Source organism: Candidatus Tisiphia endosymbiont of Mystacides longicornis (assembly GCF_964031095.1).
GTDB lineage: Bacteria > Pseudomonadota > Alphaproteobacteria > Rickettsiales > Rickettsiaceae > Tisiphia.
The window spans coordinates 1020053-1038914 of sequence record NZ_OZ035004.1; the positions used below are offsets into that span (position 1 = coordinate 1020053).

Genomic DNA, 18862 nt, shown 5'->3' on the forward strand with positions numbered 1-18862 from the left:
AGCTAACTCTTTGCCCTTGATATACCTGTATCAATTAACCCTTTAGCTTTTTGAGCGTTTTCCCAGCCAATTACCTTCACCCATTTACCTTTTTCTATATCTTTATAATGTTCAAAGAAATGTACTATTCGTTGTCTTAACATTGGGCAAAGATCATCTAAATCTTTTATTGAATCAAAAGTAATATCTAGCTTAGAGCTAGGCACAGCAATAATTTTTTCATCCAATCCAGATTCATCTTCCATCATTAAAACTCCAATGGGGCGTGATCTAATTACGCAACCAGGTACAACAGGATAATGTGCTATGACCAATACATCTACTGGGTCACCATCTTCTGACAGAGTATGTGGGATAAATCCATAATTACCAGGGTAAAACATGGCAGTTTGCATGAATCTATCAACAAATAGTGTCCCTGATTTTTTATCCATCTCGTATTTTACCGGATTACTTTGCATTGGAATCTCGATAATTACATTTATCTCTTCAGAATTATTAGCTAGGGTAGTAATTTTTTCAACTAACATTATTTTATCCAATTAATAAATAATTCATTTTGCATTTTTGTAAGCAAACATTTACACAATGGGTAATATATGGCTTTATAAGCTGTTCGTCACTTACTATACCATTTTTATCAGACGCCACTAATAGTCCAGAAGCAAATTTTTCAAATATTTTTTCTTCAATCTGCTGGATAGAATTTGTACCATCTAATAATTCAATAATATATTTTTCATGTAACTGCAATGGAACAAAATGGTTAATCCGATTTGTCACAAACAAATTAGTTTCGCCTAATTTTTGAGCCTGATATCTTACAAAGTCACTTACTTTTGGTTTTGACGAAATATTATATATTGAAATAGGTTTTGTTGCAAATATTTGTACATATCCTTGTAGCACCAGTTGGATAATTACAGAATCTAATTCTTCTTTAAAATCTTTAAGCTGCAATTTTTCTAACTTTTTCATAGCCAATGTAGTAATTTGATCTAAAGTCAAAGGATTACCAATATTATCAGCATAGGTATAGAAAACTGCTTTCATTATAGGGGAAGACGTTGAAATATCAGGAGATTCTGAATTGCTACAGTAAAACCCCAATTCTACTGCATTACTAATATCTGCTTCATTTTCCGGTGTGGCTGGTCTGATATCAAGAGTAGTATGAAAGTCTGATAATTTACTTGGTTCAATTGCCCTATTGAGCCTGACATTATCGTGACATAGCAAAGTAGTTCTAAATTTACGATTACTAATAAAGTCCATATATTGTTCAGTTCTTACAATATCATTTATCGATTGTAATTTTTCTGCAGTCTTTTCCGGCAAATTACCGACAAACATTGCAGCAAGTGAAGAGTCTCCAAGATAATTTAAATTATGCTTTCTAGCGTTACTTATAAATTCTTGGAAGTAAAAAGCTATATTTTCTTCTCCAAGATATTCATGTAACAAATATGAATTAGATAAATTTTTAAGAGCGTTAGTTTCATGGTGTAAAAACTTAGAATAATGAGTCTCTTTTTCTTTTAGAGAATCACTAACAAAATCTAATAATAATTTAGCTTGTTGTAGTTTATCATGCTTATCAGTAAAGATAGCACTATGAAACATCATCATATCTCTAATAGTTTTTTGCATATTCCAGCCTGGTAGAGTATTATAGCTGATAAAGGCAATACCGTTAGGACTTAATAATTTACTAGATATGGCAAAAATCTTTTCACGAACCTCGTCCGGTACCCAAGAGATTACCCCATGACAGATTATATAATCAAATTTACCAAATGATTCATCAAGATCCAATATCGATAAGTGTTTTAGCTCAATATTCTTTAGACCTAAACTATTTACTACTTTTAGTCCATTATCAATTTGTGTTTTTGACAAATCAATACCTAAAGAATAAGATTGTGGGTAACTTTCAGCAAAATTGATCATATTACCGCCTTCACCGCAACCAATATCAAGTATCCTAGCATTCTCTACCATAGGAGGTTGCATGCCAAATACTAGACCTATAGTTCTTAAATGCTCCGGTCTTGTATAAGTAAAAGGAAAGCTTTCGTAAGGAAAATCATCATAGTTAATATTATTTGTTTGCTTCTCTGCTAAACTATTAGGATTGCTTTTTTGACCCATAATTTGTTCCAACTAAATTAATATTAAAATAATGATTCTTAGTTGATTTAGTGCTTTTAAGCAAGATGTTTTTATATTATTTTAGGATAGATAATTAATTAGTTGTCTTCATGGAGTAATGCTAATCGGGTTAGCTATAGGTTTTGTAAATAAAATTTAAAATTAAATTTTTTTTGATGCTATTTCTTCTTGATATTTTTATAGTATCTCCTATATTTAGGGTTTGTTTTTTGTGCAAGTGAGCCTTTTTACATCAATTTGGGATAAGAATAATTGTTTTTATTCACAATTTGCAGTGTGTTAAAAGCGGGTGTAGCTCAGGGGTAGAGCGCTACCTTGCCAAGGTCGAAGTCGAGGGTTCGAATCCCTTCACCCGCTCCAGTACAAAAATTGTCCTAATTAGTAATACATATTCTCTCTACGGAGACGACACTAATAATATGTCTGGAATAGAGTTAAATAAAATTGCTGCTTCTATTTTATTAGCCAGTTTAATTGCAATGATGGTAGGGTTTATAACAGATATTCTGTATAAGCCAGTTTTACATCCTGAATCTCGAGGCTACAAAGTAGAAGTAACAGAAGATTCGCCTAATGGATCTGATGCGAACGCGATTGCGGAAGCACCAGTGAATATAGAGGAATTGATGAAAACTGCTAATGCTGAGGCTGGAAGGGAAATAGCAAAAAAATGCTTAATGTGCCATTCCTTTGACAATAGTAAAGCTAATAAGGTTGGACCATATTTATGGAATATCGTTGGGACGGAAAAAGCTAAAGCAGAGAATTATAAATATTCAACTGCTCTATCTAGCAAAGGTGGGATATGGGATGAAGAAAGTTTATTTCATTTCCTGCATAAGCCTAACCAATATATACCAGGTACAAAAATGTCTTTTGCTGGTTTAAATAAACCTCAAGATATCGCTAATGTTATAATGTTTTTAAAGACATTTGTGCATGACTAGTAGACTGGTCGGAAATAACTAAAGTAATTCTTAGTCATTGATAAGAAGTTGGTGACTATCGTCTGAGCTGTGCCATCTATCAATCCCTAAAAGTAAGTATCAGACTATATTACTCTGTATGATGTTCTTCAGACCCATTACCCAATAAATGGGAAGAATTGTCATCGAAAGATGACGCCCCCTCGGAAGATATCTTTTTAAGCTCATTTAATGGATAAATGCCATTACTGGTTAAATCAAATTCTGCTGCCATTTTAGCTTTAGCTTCTGCTATCATTTTAGTTTTTGCTAGTTTAGTTTCTTCTGCTATTTTAGTTTTTGCTAGTTTAAATTCAGCTTCTACTGCCATTTTAGCTTTTGCTATTTCATCTTTTGCTGCCATTTTAGCTTCTACAAATTCAGCTTCTGCTATTCTTTTAGCTTCTGCTGTTCTTTGAACTTCTGCTATTTTAGCTTTTGCTGTTCTTTGAACTTCTGCTATTTTAGCTTTTGCTGTTCTTTGAACTTCTGCTATTTTAGCTTTTGCTATTTCAACTTCTGTAGTAATAAATTCTTTATTGTGAAACATATAAATATTCTATTAATTGTTACTAAGTTATTCTAACCCGCTATACGTTTTTTAGTAGCTTTTACATAATTTTTTGGAGTGACTATCGGCTGAGCTTTGCCATCTATCACATCTTTTGAAATATGTACGTGCATTTTTTTCAAATTGGTAACATTATACATACTGTCAAGTAGAAGTGTTTCGATTATAGAACGGAGTCCCCTAGCACCGGTTTTTCGTGTTAGTGCTTTTTCGGCTATTGCTTCTAAAGCATCATTATCAATTGATAGTTCGACATCGTCTAACTCAAATAATTTATGATATTGTTTGATAACAGCATTCTTTGGTTGGGTTAGAATTGCCACTAAGGATGCTTTATCTAAGTCATCTAAAGTTGCTACTACTGGAAGCCTACCAATAAATTCGGGAATTAATCCAAATTTTACTAAATCTTCAATTTCTAATGATTTTAGTGTTTCACTGTGGTTTCTTTCTTGTTTTGACTGGACATTTGCTGCAAAACCAATTGAACTTTGAGCGGTACGAGCATTAATGATAGTATCTATTCCCATGAAAGCCCCGCCACATATAAATAAAATATTGGAAGTATCTACTTGCACAAAATCTTGTTGTGGGTGTTTTCTACCGCCTTGTGGTGGTACAGATGCAACAGTTCCTTCCATGATTTTAAGTAACGCTTGTTGAACTCCTTCTCCTGAGACGTCTCTTGTTATAGAAGGGTTTTCGGATTTTCTAGCGATTTTATCTACTTCATCTATATAAACAATGCCTCGTTGGGCTTTAGCTATATTAAAATCAGCTGCTTGTAATAATCTTAGCAAGATATTTTCAACGTCTTCACCAACATAACCAGCTTCGGTTAAAGAAGTGGCGTCTGCCATAGTAAAAGGTACATCAAGAATTTTTGCTAAGGTTTGTGCCAAAAGAGTTTTTCCTGAGCCAGTAGAGCCAATAACCAGGATATTTGATTTATTTAATTCGACATCATTATTACCTGATTCGATATATTCTAATCGTTTATAGTGATTATATACCGCGACTGATAAGACTTTTTTTGCTTGATCCTGACCAATTACGTAATCATTAAGAGTAGAAAAAATCTTTTGTGGTGTTGGGATTGAAGATGAAATTTTCTTAAGTGCTACTTTAGTTTCTTCTTTTATAATATCAAGACAAAGTTCAATACATTCATTACAAATGAATACTGTTGGTCCAGCAATTAATTTTATTACTTCATATTGATTTTTACCACAAAAAGAACAGTTTAATTCTTTTCTTTCGACTTCACCACTTGTCATAATTCTGCTTCTTTAATTTGTGATTTTAATATTATCTTATGTAAGTATAAATATAGATAAGTTATTTAGCTAAGTCTAATATATTTTCAAAATTACCTATATATTATAAAAAAGGATTTTCTTTAGGTTATAGTCAACTCAGGAGAATTGGGTAGCAGGAGCGATAAGCAACGCCTATAAGCACCTCAATGACATTGTTGTAAAAAGTTTAATTTTGCAATATCTTCATTAATAGACTAAGTTCTTCTCGGAATTCTATATCAATCTCACATAATTCTTCTACCTTTTTGATAGCATGCATTATTGTAGTATGATCTTTTTTGCCAAATTTCTTACCGATATCAGTCAGGCTTTTTGGCGTTAATGTTTTACTCAAATACATAGCTACTTGTCTTGGTCTAGCTATTGAGCGAATACGCCTAGGAGAAGACATATCAGAAAATTTAATATTATAACGATCAGCTACTTTTCTTTGAATATCCTCAATGGTGATAATTTTCTCATTGGAACGTAGCAAATCACGCAAGATATTTTGGGTGTTTTCTAAAGTTATTTCCCTACCAACTAAGGTAGAATGAGCGATAACTTTATTAAGAGCTCCCTCTAACTCTCTGACATTTGATGTTATTTTAGCTGCTAAAAATTCCACAACATTTTTAGGTATATGGATATTCATTTGTTCAAGTTTAGATTCTAAGATTCCTAATCTTAGTTCATAAGTAGTACTGTGGACATCGGCAACCAATCCCCAGCCAAGTCTGGATTTAATTCGATCTTCGATATTATCTAAATCTGACGGGGAACGGTCACACGATATAACCATTTGACGATTATTATCAATCAAAGCATTGAAAGTATGAAAAAACTCTTCTTGGGTGCTATCTTTACCTGATATAAATTGAATATCATCGATCATTAATACGTCAACTGAACGAAATTCTTCTTTAAAAGACATAACATCTTTATTACGGAGTGCCTTGATGAATTGATACATAAACTTTTCTGCCGACATGTAAATTACCTTACGAGTCGGATTATTATGTTTTATATACCAAGCAATGGCATGCATTAAGTGGGTTTTGCCAAGACCGACCCCTCCATATAAAAATAAAGGGTTAGATTCAGCTACGGCTCCTTCCGACTCAGCAACTGCTCTAGATGCTGCATAGGCTAATTCATTTGGTCCACCCACCACAAAATTTTCAAAAGTAAATCGTAAGTCTAAGGCTGAAAAAATGCCTTCGGAATTGGTATCCATTCCTTCTTTTATTGATGGAACTTTTGCTAAATATTCAGGTATATTTTGGTTTTGCTCTGATAATTCTTTAGTAATGATCTCAATGGATTTGATATCTTTGTCATAAGATTGCCAAGATTGCAATATAGCCCTTGCATACCTAGATTCCACCCAATCTCGAATAAAATTTGTTGGGGTAGAAAGTATAACAGTATTAGTAGCAGCTTCTAAAAAGTTAATCTTACTGAACCAGCTTTTATATAAGGCATCGCCGTAATGTTTATTAAGGTCAGAGCAAACTTGTTGCCAAATATCTCTATGATAAGTCACTTCCTTTGCTATAGTCAATTGATTATGGTTAGTATTCACAGAATTTGCCATGGTAAATTATTTTGTTTCCAACCAGCTCCATTAGTTCCTCCTTCAAAACCATCAATTATATTATAGCACTCTTTATAACCTAGAGTACTAGCAAATTGTGCGGCTTCATAGGATCTACCCCCGGAGCGACAAAGGAATAATAGTGTATGTTTATTACTGATTTTCGACATCAACTGGTTCTTAAATTCGTTATTTAGTGACATATTAGGCAATAAACGCCAACTAATAAAAATTATTTTATCTTTATCAAGCTTTGGAATGCCTACTTGTTGCCATTCTTCACCAGTCCTAACATCAATTATCATGTTGTTATTATCTATTTCTAGCAACTTATAAGCTTTTAAGGAAGATATATTTTTAATGCTCATAAAGTTTAGCGTTTCTTTGATATATTAAATTAACCTAAATTAGTGTCGAATAAGCACCAATTGTGCCGTCATTGCGAGGAGGCGTAAGCCTCCGAAGCAATCCATTTAATCGTTTTTTTTGGATTGCTTCGTCGCCCACTAAAGTGGCTCCTCGCAATGACGCTGATGCTAAATACCAATCGGATTTATAACGTTACCAATTCAAGTTAATTCACTATAATATTAAATATTATTGGATAAAGAAGATTTGGAGCAATTAAGTTCTAGCACCATTTTTACAGTTTACATTTTATTTTATATTTGGTAATTGTCAAACTATCTGAATTATATTATGATGTTTTTTTGTAATATTGTAAATATGGATTATTTTAACAAAACATCTTTAACCAAAAAATTGTTATATCAAAGCAAAAATCGTGGTTGCAAAGAAATTGGCTTAATATTGGGTAAATTTGCTGAAAAATTTCTTGCTAACATGGATGCAGCTAATTTAGCAGATTTTGCTTTAATACTTAACCAAAATGACATAGATATTTATGATTGGATTACCAGTAAAACTGCTCCTCCTTGTCACTTAAACTCAAAAGTAATGTTACAAATACTTAGTTTTGATATTAACAACATAGAAGCTTAGTAAATAATGATACAACAACCACTTCCGCTCAGTGCAAAAAGTTTTTTTGCTAGTGAGTATTTATCAAATAAACATTTATCAAATAAACGTACCAAGAATATTTTACTTATCTTTGCCAGTGAAGATGATGCAATCAATAGCCATAAACAATTATTATTTATGGCACAAAATATTAAAACTAGCAACATATTATATTTTCCTAGTCTTGATACTATACCATATGATCGTATTTCGCCAAATCAAAATATTTTATCAGAAAGAGCGAATATATTGAGTTACTTGGCAAGTAATAACGATACAAAATTGGTAGTGACTAGTGCTATAAATTTACTAACAAAATTACCTCCTCCAGAGTTATTGGTTAAGTCTTTTTTAAGATTACATAATAAAATGCAGCTCTCAGCCGATAAATTAGCGGAATTCTTGGTACATAATAGTTTTACTAGGAGTAGCAGTAGTATTGATAGTGGTGAATTTTCGGTAAGAGGAGAGATAGTAGATATAGTCTTGCCTGGTTCTAAAGCTTATCGTATTAATTTTAGTTGGGATCACATAGAGTCAATAAAAGAATTTGATATTGATAGTCAGATTTCTACTAATAATTGCACAGAGCTAATACTTAATTCTGCTAGTGAGGTGATATTAAATCCAGAAACAATAAAGAATTTTAGAGATAATTATTTAAAAGTTTTTGGAGTTAATTATGTCAATACCCCTTTATATGAATCAGTGATTGAGGGGAAAAAATTCCAAGGATATGAACATTTGTCTCCTTTATTTTATAATTCTTTCAGTAGCCTAATTAATTACTTGGATGATCCTGTTATTATTTACGATAATTTATCGTTGCAATCAATTATTGAGCAGGAAAATAATTATACGGATCTTTACAGATCGCGGATTGAGTCTAACAAAATAAAATTAAATACCTTTTATCCTGCATTGCCTCCCGAACAAGTTTATTTTACCAGCCAGGAAATACAAAAGTTCTTGGAACAGGATAATAATATTTTAATTACACCAGAAGATTCGTCTTATGCCCATTCATTAGAAAAAATTACGGTAACTAGTTTTATGGAGGATAAGACAGTTTTTAATAAGCTATTCGAAATTATAGAAAATAATAAAAATAAAATACCGATTATTTTTTGTCATTCTAAAAGTAATTTAGAAAGATTTAAAAGCCTAATAGATAGTTACTCACGAAAATATATCGAGATAGACAATTTACAACAAGCAAAAATTGCAGTTATAAATCTTGCCTATGTTCAACTTAGCCAAGGGTTTTATAGTGATAAATATTTGTTTATTGCCGCTCATGATATTCTAGGAAAAAGTGCGGTGAATTTTCGTCAGCAAGGTGCTAAACGTAAGCTCAAAAACATTTTAATGGAATTAGATAATTTAACTGAAGGAGAGCTAATTGTTCATAAGGATCATGGTATTGGTCAGTTTCTTAACGTTGAAACACTGGATGTTAAAGGCAAAGCTCATGATTTCCTAAAAATTCTATATGAAAATAATGATAAATTATATATTCCTGTTGAAAATATAGAACTAATTAAAAAATATGGCAGTGGTGAAGCACAGCTTGCCAAATTGGGTAGTAGTGCATGGCAAAGAAGTAAAGCCAAGCTTAAAAACCGTATTACAGAAATTGCTGAACAATTATTAAAGATAGCTGCGAAGAGAAAGTTAACTGTAGCAAATCCAATAGAATTTGATCATACAGAGTATGAGCAATTTTGTCATAGATTTAAATATACTGAAACTGAAGATCAATTAAATGCCATAAACGACATTAAAAAAGATTTTGACTCTGGTATTTTAATGGATAGATTAATTTGCGGAGATGTTGGTTTTGGGAAAACCGAAGTAGCTATACGAGCAACCTTTATGGTAGCAAAATCAATTACGATGACTTCTCAAGTAGCGATCATCGTACCAACTACTATTCTAGGTAAGCAGCATTATTTAAGGTTTGTTAAAAGATTTAAAGATTTTGGTTTAAATATAGTACAATTATCCAGTCTGGTTAGCAATAAAGATGCTAAAATTATTAAAGAACAAATCAAAAATGGTACAGCTAATATAATAATTGGCACGCATGCTTTATTAAGTAAAAATATAGAATTTAATAATCTCCGATTATTAATAATTGATGAAGAACAACATTTTGGTGTTGCTCAAAAAGAATATTTAAAGAGTCTCAGAGCTACAATGCATGTTCTATCTCTTTCAGCAACACCAATTCCTCGTACAATGCAAATGTCAATGGTTGGTCTTAAAGATCTTAGCATCATTGCCACCCCGCCAATGGATAGGTTAGAAGTTCGAACAACAGTGATGCCATTTGACCAAGTAATTATCAGAGATGCTTTACTTAGAGAACGTTTCCGTGGTGGTAGAAGCTTCTATGTGGTACCTAGAATTAAGGATATTCCAGATATAGAAAGATATTTACAAATAATTGTGCCAGAATTAAAATATAAAGTTGCTCATGGTCAGATGCCAGCTGGTAAAATAGATGAGATTATGGGTGAATTTTGTGATGGTAAATTTGATATACTAGTTTCTACTACAATAATTGAATCCGGTATAGATATTGCCGAAGCTAATACGATGATTATTCATAAATCTGATACTCTTGGTCTAAGTCAGTTATATCAGCTCAGGGGGAGGATAGGGCGAAGTAAATTCAGAGGTTATGCCTATCTAACCTTAGCAAATTATAAAAAGATGACTGCCCATTCAATAAAACGTCTAGAAATAATGCAGAGTAGCCGCACTCTTGGTTCCGGGTTTACTATTGCTAGCCATGATATGGATTTACGTGGTTTTGGTAATTTAGTAGGGGAGGAACAATCAGGCCAGATTAAAGAAGTAGGGGTAGAGCTTTATCAGGAAATGTTAGATGAACAAATAGCAATTTTTAAGGGTGAAGTTACTGAAAATCCAAAATCTTTTGTTCCGACAATTAATTTGGGGTTACCTGTTTTCATTCCCGATAATTATATTGCAGATTCTTCTCTTAAACTAAGTTTGTATAGACGAATTGGCAATTTAACTGACAATACAGATATTGAAAATTTTAAGGATGAAATGGTTGATCGTTTTGGTCCTATTCCATTAGAGTTTAATAATCTACTTGATATAGTGAAAATAAAACATAAATGCAGTAAACTTAATATTGAAAATTTAGACTCTGGTGAACGAGGATTTGTTTTAAAATTTTACAAAGAAGCGGATATAGTTGGTAAGGTTATGAATTTTGTTATAAAACATCCTCAGCAAACCAAAATAAAACCGGATACTAAATTAATATTTAGCAAAATATTGGTAGGAAAGGATATTATAGAAGAAACAAATAGTTTGTTAGAACAATTATTAGCAGCGTGAGCAAAATTAAAAAACAATATATATGTACAAATTGTGGTAATAGTACGTCAAAATGGACAGGGCAATGTTTTGATTGTGGCTTATGGGGAGGGATTGAAGAAGAGATAATTAGTCAAACGCAAGTTAAGTTAGGTAATAAACAAGAAATACAAAAGCTGGATGGGGTGGTAGTGGATTCGTTACGTATCCCTACGCCTATAAAGGAATTAAATAGGGTGTTGGGAGGCGGGTTGGTATGCTCTTCTGCAATTTTAATTGGCGGTGACCCTGGAATTGGGAAATCAACTTTATTATTACACTTAGTGGCAACCTCCTCTTGTGTTACAATGAAGTGCTGTCTGTATGTAACTGGAGAGGAATCTATTGACCAAATAAAACTCCGAGCTTTAAGACTAGGACTTACTAATAAAACAACCTCCATCTTAGCCGCCACTAGCATTGAAGATATTATCTCAACTATTGATGCCGATAAGAACAATATTGATTTGGTAGTGATTGATTCAATTCAAACGATGGTAACTCGTACATTATCATCGCCCCCTGGTACTATTTCCCAGATTCGTGCCTGTGCTAATGAATTAGTTAACTATGCTAAACATAATAATATTATTATTTTGCTTAGTTGTCATGTGACAAAAGATGGGCAATTAGCTGGTCCTAAGTTACTTGAGCATCTCGTTGATACCGTACTATATTTTGAGGGTGATCATAATAGTCATTTTCGGATTTTACGGTCTATTAAAAATAGGTTTGGTGGAGTAGGAGAAATTGGTGTTTTTGAAATGACTGCTAGCGGTCTTATTGAAGTCTCTAGCCCTTCTGAACTATTTCTGATGAAAAGAGACAAAAACGTTAGCGGTACAACAGTATTTGCTGGAATCGAAGGATCAAGACCTTTATTAATCGAAATTCAAGCATTAATTGCTCCGTCAAATATACCAATGCCAAGACGTTCGGTTGTAGGCTGGGATTTGAATAGGCTAGCAATGATAATAGCTGTATTAAATGTACGATTTGGTCTTAATTTATCTTCTCATGAGGTATATTTGAGCGTTGCTGGTGGGCTTAAAATTTCAGACCCAGCTTCAGACTTAGCTGTTGCAGCTGCTTTAATTTCTGCTGCAAAAAATAAAGCTGTGCCAGAACATAGTATTTTCTTTGGAGAAATTGGTTTATCTGGCGAAATAAGGAAAGTAACTGCAGCAGAAGTCAGAATAAAAGAAGCGACAAAATTAGGATTCAATAAATTAATTTGCTCCAAACTTGAAAAACTGAGTAGTAACCTAATTTGTCCAATTGGTAATCTAAAGGAATTAAAAGAGTTAATATAATTAAAATTCAGAGTAGGGGAGATGTCTATGGTTAATTTAGATATAGTTAATTCACTCATCTTACGCATAAACCCCATGACAATTCAAAAATTCCAGAAAAGTGTAAGAGGTCATTGCGAGCGAACGTAGGTGGTTGTGGGCCATAACAATTTTTATTCTATAAGTATTAAACAGCATAAAAACGTCATTGCGAGAAGGCGTGAGCCTACGAAGCAATCCATATAGTCTGTATACTTGCAGCAAAACTGCATAACTTTATCTAATTTTTTTGTTAGTATGAATTTTTTATACATTTGGGTTTCATACTATGCAAATACCATCGATTACTATTGAGCAAGTAGCTCAGCAATTTAAAGCTTGGCGTCAAACTAAAACTAATAAGTTTGATCCTATACCAAACCATCTAAAGGAATTAGTTCACCAATTACTCCATCATTATTCTTACCAAGAGATAGCTAAACATCTTAATATTAATAAAGCAACAATTAGTTCAACTAAAAAAGCCCATGAACCTACCATCAAAACTTCTTCTGTCTCAACTTCAAATCAATCCCTACAACAAAATATTAATTTTCTCCCATTTCAACTAGTAAATTCTATAGATACCGATCCTGTAGCTGCTCCCAAGCAAAATCACTATACTTGTCACATTATTAAACCAAATGGTACCAAGCTTATTATCCAAACACTAGAGCCAAAAACTATAATTCAGACATTTTTATGCTGCAACTAACCCCGGCGTCAGTTATTTTTGTTGCCACTATTGCCATCGATTTTCGCAAGGGTATCGATGGCTTAATCGCTGTTTGTAGACAAAAACTTTCTTCTGACCCTCTTAATGGTTCCTTGTTTTTATTCTATAATAAAAACAGAACTGCCATTAAAATTTTGTCCTTTGACGGTCAAGGCTTTTGGCTATGCTCTAAACGCCTATCCAAAGGTAAATTTACGGCAAAACTTTTCCCATCTGATAATTCATCTTACCAAATTTGTTATAGAACCTTACACATTCTTATTCATAATGGCGATCCTAGTTCTGCCAAATTCTCTAATGATTGGCTTCCTGTCGTTTAAGCTGCTGTCTCGATTAATTCCGTATTATTCATATATCTTGCATAGGCAAAAGGCGTATAATCCTCAGGATGCTTCTTTGCTTTGCTACTATGCTCTTGTAGCCAATTTAAATATTTAAAGGCATTGATCTCGTTCTCACTACAAGTCTTTACTATACTATACAGACCACTATGTATCTCAGCACTATTGATTGTTTTAAAGAATAATGAATTCTTCCTTTGTAAAATAATGGTACGCAGTGATCTCTCAGCCCAATTATTATCAAGATTGCTAACTGGGATTTTTAAAAATTGGGTCAAACCTTCTTTATTATTTATCCAATATTTCATAGCTTGTCCAAGCCTACTATTAGGCTCAACTTTCTTGTCGTTAAATAATTCGTCTATTTTGTTATATATGTTTTCTATATATTTACTGCTATGTTCCTGATGATACCCAAGTTTCTCTTCAGGACTCATCTCTTTACATTGATGTTCATTGTGGTAAATCCCACGTGTTTGTTTGAGAAAATATCCGCATTCTTCAGGGTAATATAGTTCATTTTCTGTAAATTTTCTCTGACCATGTGACAAACAATTGATCATCACTATTATTGCCAGTAATTCTTTATCTGCTTCTGATAATACCGGGTTATTATTGTTACTTGCGTCAGTCATTAATTGGATAGAATCTGTTCTATTCTTACGATTCTTTAGTACGTTACCTATATTTTCTCCACCATGCCTATTACCGGTAAAATATAAAACTATTACCTCATTATTTGCAGTCTTAGCACATATTGTAGTAGTATAACAGCTGCGTCCTTTCTTATTTTGAGTACGTAATTTTTTATTGGCTATAGTAATTTCTAAAATCCTAGCTCTAGTATCATCAAGGTTCAGTGAACTACATTCGGCAGCCATTTCCAATAATACCCCGTAAATTTCAGCTCCACCACCTTCTTGCCAAACATCTAAATATTGTTGCCAGAGCGAGCTGTATGCTATAGGAACCCCGCTTAAACTCTGTAGCCTAGATAAACGGTAGAAAGGAGTACCATAGGTCTTTTGTAACACTATTGCACTTCTGCTACTATTTGTCCATTTGTTGATATTTTTATTGTTCATAACTGTATAATCGCAAGCATTACAGCGTAACGTTTTCTTTACATATCTGTTGACTGTAATTGGAGCATTACCTGTAAATTGTAGCAATTTTCTAGCTTCACTATTATATAGTTTGCCATTATAGCAGTGAGGACAGCTATCACCACTACAAAAATTCTCAGGAGTTAAATAGCTGGTATTCGCATCCTTATAATCATCAAACCCATATTTACCTTGCCAATTACTACGATCTATCTTTTTGGGCTTATCGCACTCTCCTTCATTACCACCATTCCCGTTATCAGATTCACCTGGCGGTTCTTTTAATGAATCTGAACTATCTTTTTTTTGTGATCTGCCTTAAAACCAATCAGCATTTCCTTAAGCTTATTTATACTGATATTTGATGATGCTAGCTTGTCTATTAGCTCGTTACAAAATTTCACAAGCTCTACTATCGTTTGCTGTTCATCTCCCGTTAATGAACTTTCCTTGACATGCTGTATTAGTTCTTCTCGTTCTTCAGCACTTAAGGTCGCTACTTTTGGTTTTTTCATTTGATTAATTATCATTATTATTAATATTTCAAATATTATAATATGACTGCTACTTTTTCAACTAGTTTTTTTATTAATCTGTTTTTTATTAATCGGTGATATTTGCATAGTAGAAATCCAAATTTATACAATAAATTCATACTAGCAAAGAAATTAGATAGTGTTACGCAGTTTTGCTGCAAGTATACTATAGTCTTGATGTATCTATACTAATTCTCATGGATTGCTTCGTCGCTACTAAAGTAGCTCCTCGCAATGACGTTTTTACCCTGTCATTCCCTTGTAGGCGGGAATCTAGACCCCTGCTTTCGCAGGGGTGACGCTAAATCGAGCAGGGATGACAATTTATGCATTGCTTCATCGATCTACGGTCTTTCTCGCAATGACGACAGTTTATTATGGCTAAATGCTATTCGGGTTGCTCTAAATTTTCACTTTCCCAACAAATAAAAAAATAACCAATATCACAAAAATAATGAAAACAGCTATTAGTGGAGCATAAAAATCTGCTATACTTGTATAGTTAGCTAGGAGGTGTCCCTACGTAGGCAGGAGCCTAGATTCCCGCCTACGCGGGAATGATGGTATGGACGAGTGAAGCGAAATATGCTTTACTTGTACGGAGTCAGCTGAAAAATAGTTTTCAGCTGCTCCAAATTAAATAATAATTTAATTAATAGGTCCATACCATGATAAATAATAGCATAAAAAATACTATAATAGGAATAGATTTAGCAAAAAATAGTATGCACTTGGTGCAAGTCGATCAAAATGGCAAAAAAATAGGTTACCAAAAAGTTACAAGAGATGAGTTAATAGCCTATTTAAGCAATCTCGATAAAAGTTCATTGGTAGCTATGGAGGCATGTGGAGGAGCTAATTATTGGTCACAGGAAATTGCTAAGCTTGGTTTGCAAGTCAAACTAATGAAAACAAAAGATGTAAAAGTTTATGCTACATCGAAACAGAAAAATGATTATAACGATGCGTTAGCAATATGCAAAGCGGCTCGTGATCCAGAATTAAAAACTGTGCTACTAAAAAGCAAGGAGGAACAAGATATAAAATTCTTGCATAAAATTAGAAGTAATACGATCAGAGATCGTGTGCAAAAAACTAATTCTACAATATCAAGTTTATGTGAATATGGCTATAATACAAAATTAAGTAAAAATAAATTTTGCAAATCATGTAGGCTGGAGGTAGAGTTAGCGTATAGTAAAGGTTATATAAATTCTGGGGTAAGGTCAATTTTACTTTTAGAATGTAAAGAAATTGAGGATTTATGTGACAAAGAAAAAACTTTAGAAAAGCTGATTATCAGCAATAATAAGCAAAGTGAGAAAGCTACTAGGTTGCAGACAATTTTTGGCATTGGAGCAATCAATGCTAGTTGTTTGAGTGTAGCCCCAATGGAAAGTTATCCAACCCCGAGGGATTTTGCTGCTTCGCTTGGTTTGGTACCAAAGCAACATAGCTCAGGAGATAAGATAGTTTTAGGAGGGATTACCAAACAAGGAGATAGATATGCCAGAACTATGTTGATTCAAGCCGCAAGGACAATAGCAATAAGAGCAAAAAGTGATAAGGAATCAAAAGATAAACTAGTGCAGTGGGCAGTGAAGAAATTTGCTGAAAATAAATCATATAATATTATATGTGTTGGTTTAGCAAATAAGTTAGCAAGGATTGCTTATGCAGTAGTCACCAATGGTAGCGAATATGTTGCAAATTAGTTTAGTTGGAAAAAAAGAAGAAACTATGTCAACTAAATAAAAATTGGTAATTGATAAATATTGTGAGTAAAGAATAGTAACAATAAAGAGAACGAAAGTTAAAGAGTTAATGAATAAGTATTCTGAATAAAATCCGTAATTATGTCGAGGCTCTAGAAGCCGTGGGAATGAGAGGTCACTCAAGGATATTTATAAGAATGCAGAAACCATTATGGCACTTGATGCCGAATATATGACCGCTTCCTTTGTGGCTCTATTTTTTTATTTTCTTTCTTGACAAATTCACTCGTCCATATATGACAATAGTGGACGGGAATTATGCCTATGCGTCATTGCGAGGAGGCATAAGCCGACGAAGCAATCCAATAAGTGTGGATTGCCGCGACCACTATGTTGTCTTGCAATGACACTTGCGTTGAAAAATAGTTACACCTTCTCGCAATGACGGCTTGAGGACGTAAGGTTATGTTGCTTCATTGACCTACGGTCTTTCTCGCAATGACAGCAGTTTATTATGAAGAAATGCTAACTGAGTTAACTATAAAAAATCAAGTTGAACTGAAAAGTTATAGATTACTATAAAATTTCTAGTATACTCAGCTGGTTTTATAACTTTTAAATAAAATATTAACGTATGAAAATAATTTCTATATATTTATTGATTATTTTGATTGCTACGCAAGTATTGGCTGAGAATCAAATTACTAGAAAAAATTTGAAATTTGATACCTCTAATGATTATACGGAAAGATTAGATGGTTTAGAAAAAGAAAATCAACATTTACTTGGCAGAATTGAAATAATTGAGCATACTATTGGTAAATTAGAGAAAATTTTAAACTCGACAAAACAAGAGGTAACAAATTCCCAAGATAGTAGCGATACATCAAAAAATTCAGTAGATGATTCTGTGGCTAATGATGTCTTTGATATACCATCTACTAAAAAAGTGGAGAAAGAAGTTGTTGCTACTGATGTTGTAAAACCTATTTCGGGAGTGACAGCAGATAAACAACTTTATGATTTAGCACTTGCCGCTTTAAAAGATAATAAATTAACAGAGGCTGAAGAAAAATTTGCAAATTTCTTAAAAAATTACTCTAAGAGTCCTTTGTTAAGTAATGCTTATTTTTGGTATGGTGAATCTTTTTTTAGACGTAAGATGTTTGATAAAGCCGCAATAAATTATTTAAAAGGTTATAAACAATCGCCAAAAGGGATCAAAGCTTCTGACTCATTGCTAAAATTAGCATTATCTCTTGGAGAGCTTAAAAAAGGACAAGAGGCATGTTCTATTCTTGATAAACTTGAAGCAGAGTTTCCAAATAGACCAGCGACCTCAATAAAAAGAGCTAAGGAGGCAAGAATTAAATTTGCTTGTAAACATTAGGATATATGAATAATAATTGGTAAATAATCATGACTGACATTTTGCAAGAAGTTTTAAGTGATAAAAATGAAGAAAAAAAACTTTATTACTTTAAAAAAATTCTTCCTATCACTATAATCCTTACACTTATAGTAATATTATTTATGTTAATAAATAATTGGCGTGATAGAAAGGCAATAGAGAATAACCAAAAGACAGGTGATATTTTAGCTAAATCTATAGCCCTTATTAATGATAACAAAGAGCTTGCTATAAAGTCTTTGGATAATTTAATGACAACAAGTACTAATAAAGTAAGTGGTTTAGCTGCTATCGAGCAAGCTAGTATCAAAATACACCAAGGAGATTTTATTGAAGCAAGAACTTTATTAAAAAAAGTTATCGATAACAACAATTATGATGAATTAACAAATGCCTATGCCCATCTAGTTTGGTTGAGTTTAATGATAGATGAACCAAATTCATCTGATGTAAACACTAATGAAATCGAGAAATATTTAAATTATTTTGATGATGAAAATAAACCATTTTTTGGGACAGCAAATATTATCAAAGCAATTTGGTATATTAATAACAACTCAAAAGATTTAGCCGAAGATACTTTAAAAAAGTTGATATCACTAGAAAGTACAACTCAAACAGTTAAAGAGCAGGCTAAAGCTTTACTTGCAAATTTACAATAATA

General features: G+C 32.8%; 17 protein-coding genes and 1 tRNA gene. 10 read left to right on the forward strand and 8 right to left on the reverse strand.

Features of this window, described 5'->3' with window-relative positions; genetic code table 11:
- Positions 1-2: 2 nt before the first annotated feature.
- Positions 3-530, reverse strand: coding sequence for an inorganic diphosphatase (ppa, locus tag ACQH6S_RS05180; protein ID WP_341748730.1), 528 nt, complete (start codon positions 528-530; stop codon positions 3-5).
- 4 nt (positions 531-534) lie between these two features.
- Positions 535-2151 carry a methyltransferase regulatory domain-containing protein gene (locus ACQH6S_RS05185; RefSeq protein WP_425360478.1) on the reverse strand — a complete coding sequence of 539 codons (1617 nt, stop codon included), beginning with the start codon at positions 2149-2151 and terminating at the stop codon, positions 535-537.
- Positions 2152-2457: 306 nt separating this feature from the next.
- Between ACQH6S_RS05185 and ACQH6S_RS05190 the strand changes: the two genes are divergently transcribed.
- Together ACQH6S_RS05190 and ACQH6S_RS05195 are read left to right on the forward strand one after the other, a co-directional pair.
- Positions 2458-2532, forward strand: a tRNA-Gly gene (locus ACQH6S_RS05190).
- Positions 2533-2591: 59 nt separating this feature from the next.
- Positions 2592-3119 (forward strand): c-type cytochrome, encoded by a 528-nt coding sequence (locus tag ACQH6S_RS05195; RefSeq protein ID WP_094648966.1) that lies wholly within the window; start codon positions 2592-2594, stop codon positions 3117-3119.
- Positions 3120-3228: 109 nt separating this feature from the next.
- On the opposite strand, the gene ACQH6S_RS05200 is transcribed toward ACQH6S_RS05195, so the two are convergent.
- The 4 genes from ACQH6S_RS05200 to ACQH6S_RS05215 form a co-directional block, all read right to left on the reverse strand.
- Positions 3229-3687, reverse strand: coding sequence for a hypothetical protein (locus ACQH6S_RS05200; RefSeq protein WP_425364393.1), 459 nt, complete (start codon positions 3685-3687; stop codon positions 3229-3231).
- Between the two features lie 32 nt (positions 3688-3719).
- The gene (gene clpX / locus ACQH6S_RS05205; protein ID WP_094648964.1) at positions 3720-4985 is read right to left on the reverse strand and encodes an ATP-dependent Clp protease ATP-binding subunit ClpX; all 1266 of its coding nucleotides are present in this window, start codon (positions 4983-4985) and stop codon (positions 3720-3722) included.
- A 208-nt stretch (positions 4986-5193) separates the two neighbouring features.
- Entirely contained in the window at positions 5194-6603 is a 1410-nt protein-coding gene (gene dnaA / locus ACQH6S_RS05210; RefSeq protein WP_341748734.1) for a chromosomal replication initiator protein DnaA, read from the reverse strand.
- A complete protein-coding gene (locus ACQH6S_RS05215) occupies positions 6588-6971 on the reverse strand; it encodes a rhodanese-like domain-containing protein (protein WP_094648962.1) in 384 nt (127 codons plus the stop codon). Before ACQH6S_RS05215 ends, dnaA begins: the two co-directional genes overlap by 16 nt.
- 307 nt (positions 6972-7278) lie before the next feature.
- Between ACQH6S_RS05215 and ACQH6S_RS05220 the strand changes: the two genes are divergently transcribed.
- The 5 genes from ACQH6S_RS05220 (at position 7279) to tnpB (ending at position 13409) form a co-directional block, all read left to right on the forward strand.
- The gene (locus ACQH6S_RS05220) at positions 7279-7605 is read left to right on the forward strand and encodes a succinate dehydrogenase assembly factor 2 (protein WP_425364394.1); all 327 of its coding nucleotides are present in this window, start codon (positions 7279-7281) and stop codon (positions 7603-7605) included.
- A gap of 6 nt (positions 7606-7611) precedes the next feature.
- Complete coding sequence (mfd, locus tag ACQH6S_RS05225) at positions 7612-11004, forward strand: transcription-repair coupling factor (RefSeq protein WP_425360475.1); 3393 nt, start codon at positions 7612-7614, stop codon at positions 11002-11004.
- The gene (gene radA / locus ACQH6S_RS05230) at positions 11001-12335 is read left to right on the forward strand and encodes a DNA repair protein RadA (RefSeq protein WP_094648959.1); all 1335 of its coding nucleotides are present in this window, start codon (positions 11001-11003) and stop codon (positions 12333-12335) included. Before mfd ends, radA begins: the two co-directional genes overlap by 4 nt.
- A gap of 307 nt (positions 12336-12642) precedes the next feature.
- Entirely contained in the window at positions 12643-13068 is a 426-nt protein-coding gene (locus ACQH6S_RS05235; protein ID WP_341758053.1) for a hypothetical protein, read from the forward strand.
- The gene (gene tnpB, locus ACQH6S_RS05240; RefSeq protein ID WP_341752109.1) at positions 13056-13409 is read left to right on the forward strand and encodes an IS66 family insertion sequence element accessory protein TnpB; all 354 of its coding nucleotides are present in this window, start codon (positions 13056-13058) and stop codon (positions 13407-13409) included. Before ACQH6S_RS05235 ends, tnpB begins: the two co-directional genes overlap by 13 nt.
- Here tnpB and ACQH6S_RS05245 read toward each other — a convergent pair.
- Complete coding sequence (locus ACQH6S_RS05245; protein ID WP_425364395.1) at positions 13406-14515, reverse strand: IS66 family transposase; 1110 nt, start codon at positions 14513-14515, stop codon at positions 13406-13408. The two genes, tnpB and ACQH6S_RS05245, sit on opposite strands and share 4 nt — an antisense overlap.
- 302 nt (positions 14516-14817) lie before the next feature.
- Positions 14818-15066, reverse strand: a complete 249-nt coding sequence (locus tag ACQH6S_RS05250) for a hypothetical protein (protein WP_341758049.1) — start codon at positions 15064-15066, stop codon at positions 14818-14820.
- A gap of 674 nt (positions 15067-15740) precedes the next feature.
- Here ACQH6S_RS05250 and ACQH6S_RS05255 point away from each other — a divergent pair.
- The 3 genes from ACQH6S_RS05255 to ACQH6S_RS05265 all read left to right on the forward strand — a co-directional run bounded on the left by ACQH6S_RS05255 (position 15741) and on the right by ACQH6S_RS05265 (position 18860).
- Positions 15741-16787, forward strand: a complete 1047-nt coding sequence (locus ACQH6S_RS05255; protein ID WP_425360001.1) for an IS110 family transposase — start codon at positions 15741-15743, stop codon at positions 16785-16787.
- Between the two features lie 634 nt (positions 16788-17421).
- Positions 17422-18177: a tol-pal system protein YbgF gene (gene ybgF / locus ACQH6S_RS05260; protein WP_425360474.1), complete on the forward strand. Its 756-nt coding sequence runs from the start codon at positions 17422-17424 to the stop codon at positions 18175-18177.
- 41 nt (positions 18178-18218) lie between these two features.
- Positions 18219-18860 (forward strand): DUF2659 family protein, encoded by a 642-nt coding sequence (locus ACQH6S_RS05265; protein ID WP_425364396.1) that lies wholly within the window; start codon positions 18219-18221, stop codon positions 18858-18860.
- The last annotated feature ends 2 nt before the right edge of the window (positions 18861-18862 follow it).